We start from the raw sequence: 3,723 nt of genomic DNA on the forward strand, positions 1-3,723 counted from the left end.
CCCCCGCATCCCCCACTGCCCCCAGGAGGAGTCCACATGGAAGCAAGCAGCGAGCAGAGCGTCTTGGGTCCCCGGCGCTATCGCAACAACGAGAAGCTCATCGCCGTGGGCGACCGTGGCTGGCAGCACGCCAAGGACAACGGGCTCATCGGCCTCAAGGTGGACTTCGAGTCCAACAACCGGCTCGTCGATACCTGCACGAACCACGCGTTCATGACGCTCTGCTCGTGCTCCTACCTGGGCCTCAACCACCACCCGAAGATTCTGCAGGGCTCCATCGACGCGCTGCGGGAGGCCGGCACCAACAGCCTGGCCATGTCCACGCTGCGCATCCGCCTCAACCTGATGGCGCGCATGGAGGAGGGCCTGCGGGAGCTGTACGGCTGCCCCACCCTGCCCGGCGCCACTTGCAGCGCGTTGACCGCGGGCATCCTCCCGCTGCTCGCCTCCGGCCACGTCACCGAGGACGGCAAGCCGCGCGTCATGGTGTTCGACCGCTACTGTCACTTCTCCATGGCCTACATCAAGCCCATCTGCGGCGATGAGAGCCTGGTGCTGACGAGCCCGCACAACGACCTCAACTACCTGGAGGACGTCTGCAAGAAGTACCCCCGCGTGGCCTACGTCGCGGATGGGGCCTACTCCATGGGCGGCCTCGTCGCGTTGGAGGGGTTGCTGCAGCTCCAGGAGCGCTACGGGCTCTTCCTCTACATCGATGACTCACACTCGCTGTCAATCACCGGCGAGCACGGCGAGGGCTACGTCCGCTCGCGGCTGAAGATGAACCCGCTGACAATGATTGTCGCCTCGCTGGCCAAGGCGTTCGGCAGCGCGGGCGGCATCGCGATGCTGGGCAGCGAGAAGAGCTTCGACTTCCTCTACCGGAACGCGGGGCCGCTGGCCTGGTCGCAGAATCTCCAGACGCCCTCGGTGGGTGCGTCGCTGGCCAGCATCGAGCTGCACCGCTCGCCGGAGCTGCGCCAGCTCCAGGACCAGTTGCAGCGCAACATCCAGCTCTTCGACAGCCAGTTCCCTTCGCCTCACGCGGGGAACGGCATGCCCATCCGCCTCATCCAGGTGGGCGAGGAGGCGCGCGCCATCCGGCTGTCCTCCGAGCTGTACCAGCGGGGCTACTACTGCTCGGCGGTGTTCTTCCCCGTCGTCGCCCGAGGCGAGGCGGGCGTGCGCGTGATGATGCGCGCGGACATGACGGAGCAGCAGGTCCGCACCTTCTGCGGCGACGTCAAAGACATCCTCTCCCACTTCTGACCGGCCCCCACCTTCGGACCACGAGGACACGCACCATGGAGGGCACCGGAATCACTGGCTACAAGCAACTTGGACCTCAGCGGTACCGGGAGGTCCTGGGCTTCCACTACGAGGACTTCACCGTGGGGGACGTGTTCGAGCACCGTCCCGGCAGGACGGTGACAGAGGCCGACAACGTCCTGATGAACACGCTGAGCATGAACCCGTCGCCGCTGCACCTGGACGCGGCGTACTGCGAGCAGACGGTGTGGGGCCGGCCGCTCATCTCCAGCCTGGTGACGTTCAGCATCGTCTGCGGAATGAGCGTGCGCAGCACCAGCGGCCGGGCCACCGCCAACCTGGGCTGGGACAAGATCCGCCTCACGCACCCCGTCTTCGCGGGCGACACGCTCTACGCGGAGAGCCGCATCCTCGCCAGGCGCCTGTCCACCCGCCGTCCTGGAGAGGGAATCATCACCTGCGAGACGGTGGGCCTCACGGCGAAGGGCGAGGCCTTCCTCTCCTTCGAGCGCAGCTTCCTGGTGCCCACCCGCGAGCGGGCCGTCGAGGAAAGGGCGAGGTACTGACGCCATGCGCGCCGTCGTCTTCGAAGGCTCCGGGGGACCGGAGGTGGTGAAGCTGCGCGAAGTCCCCAGGCCCGTGCCCACGCGGGAGGCGCTGCTGGTGAAGGTGCATGCCACGGCGCTCAACCGGGCGGACCTGCTCCAGCGTCAGGGCGAGTACCACGTCCCCGAGGGCCAATCACCCATCCCCGGCGTGGAGGTGGCTGGCACCGTTGAAGCCTGGGGCGAGGCGGTGAAGGGCTTCACCCGAGGGCAGCCCGTCTTCGGTGTGGTGGAGGGCGGCGGGCTGGCCGAGTACTGCCTGCTGGACCAGGGCATGGCCCTCCCCGTCCCTGCTGGATACGACTTCGCGGAGGCGGCGGCCACCGCGGAGTCCTGCCTCACCGCCAACGAGACGCTCTTCACGCTCGGGGACCTGAAGCCAGGCCAGGCGGTCCTCATCCACGCGGCCGCCAGCAGCATCGGCACCACCATGGTGCAGATGGCCCGGCATGTGGGCGCCACCACCTACTGCACGGTGGGCTCACGGAGGAAGGTGGACGCCCTGCGCGCGCTGGGTGCCGACGCGGTCTTCGATTACCGCGAGCAGGACTTCGTCCATGAGGTGCTTCAACTGACGCGCGGCGAGGGCGTGCCGCTGGTGATGGACTTCGTCGGTGGCGCCTACCTGGAGCGCAACCTGGCGGTGCTGGGCCACGAGGGCTGCCTCGTGATGGTGGGGCTGCTGGACGGCATGTCGGCGCAGGTGGACCTGCTGCGCATCGTCCAGCGCCGCTTGCAGCTCAAGGGCTCCTCGCTGCGACTGAGGCCCATGCAGGAGAAGCGCGAGGTGAACGCGCGCTTCCGCCAGCGATGGATGGAGGTGCTCGCCCAGGGCGAGCTGCGCCCCGTCATCCACGCGCGCTACCCGCTGGAGGACGTGGAGACGGCGCTCGGGGAGATGGAAGCCAACCGCAACATCGGAAAGCTCGTGCTCACTTTGGAAAGGAATGCCAGCCATGCATGAAGAGCTGACGGAGAGCCTCAAGAAGATCCTCATCAACAACCTGTTCGTGGAGCTCCCCCTGGAGCAGATTGGCGTGGACGACGGGCTGCAGTCCGTCATCGGCCTGGACTCGGTGGGCTTCCTCGAGCTGCGCGTCATCTGCGAGGACGAGTTCAACGTCCGCATCTCCGACGAGGACTTCAACTCGGACAACTTCCGGACGGTGAATCAAATCGCCTCGCTCATCGTGGGCCTGAAGACCTCCGCCCAGGGAGGCGCGTGGTGAAGGTGCCCGCGCCCGGAGGAAGCCTGGAGGCGGCGGACCTGGACCGGCTGCGCGCCGGCCAGGCCCTGCAGATGGACCACTATGGCGGCGGGCGTCTGCCCTTCGCCTGCGTCCAGGCGCGAGGGCTCGTCCAGCACCTGGTTCCCCTGGAAGGCGAGAGCGCCGGCCGGGTGCTGGAGGTGCTGGACGCGAGCGGCGGCTACGCCAGCGCATGTCTGGGCGCGGGCCATCCTTGTCTCGCTCCGGCGTTCCGGGACGGCCTGGAGCGCGGCTACGTCACCGATGAGCTGGGCTCGCTGGAGCGGACCCTGCTGCTGGAGGAGCTGTTCGGCCCGGGTGGCCGCTGGGCGGACCGCTTCCCGGGCAGCGACTACCACGCGAGCGGCCGGAACTCCGGCTCCGAGGGCCTGGAGCTCGCGCTGCGGCTGGTGCTGGAGTCCGGGTTCGACCGGCGGCGGCTGACGGTGAAGGCAGGCCATGAGGCACGGCGGACGGTGCTCGCCTTCGAGGGCGCCTGGCATGGCTGGACGGGCGGCCTGGTGCCCCTGCTCAACCGCCGGCACTACCGCCTGGGCCTGCCCCCTCCCGCCGCCGAGCCCCCCTTCGGACTGGACGTGGCG

At 68.5% G+C, this 3,723-nt stretch carries 5 protein-coding genes; all 5 read left to right on the forward strand.

Features of this window, described 5'->3' with window-relative positions; all coding sequences use genetic code 11:
- Nucleotides 1-36 precede the first annotated feature (36 nt).
- Nucleotides 37-1,269 (forward strand): aminotransferase class I/II-fold pyridoxal phosphate-dependent enzyme, encoded by a 1,233-nt coding sequence (locus tag G4D87_RS35065; RefSeq protein ID WP_163787045.1) that lies wholly within the window; start codon nt 37-39, stop codon nt 1,267-1,269.
- Between the two features lie 35 nt (nt 1,270-1,304).
- Nucleotides 1,305-1,835: a MaoC family dehydratase gene (locus G4D87_RS35070; RefSeq protein ID WP_163787047.1), complete on the forward strand. Its 531-nt coding sequence runs from the start codon at nt 1,305-1,307 to the stop codon at nt 1,833-1,835.
- A gap of 4 nt (nt 1,836-1,839) precedes the next feature.
- The gene (locus G4D87_RS35075) at nt 1,840-2,838 is read left to right on the forward strand and encodes an NAD(P)H-quinone oxidoreductase (protein ID WP_163787049.1); all 999 of its coding nucleotides are present in this window, start codon (nt 1,840-1,842) and stop codon (nt 2,836-2,838) included.
- A complete protein-coding gene (gene amcB, locus G4D87_RS35080; RefSeq protein WP_163787051.1) occupies nt 2,831-3,103 on the forward strand; it encodes a cispentacin biosynthesis acyl carrier protein AmcB in 273 nt (90 codons plus the stop codon). The genes G4D87_RS35075 and amcB overlap by 8 nt, the downstream gene beginning before the upstream one ends.
- On the forward strand, nt 3,100-3,723 hold a 624-nt coding region (locus tag G4D87_RS35085), incomplete at its 3' end, for a PLP-dependent aminotransferase family protein (RefSeq protein WP_504112775.1). The genes amcB and G4D87_RS35085, both read left to right, overlap by 4 nt.

It is taken from the genome of Myxococcus vastator, assembly GCF_010894475.1.
In the GTDB taxonomy this organism is placed as follows: Bacteria; Myxococcota; Myxococcia; order Myxococcales; family Myxococcaceae; genus Myxococcus; species Myxococcus vastator.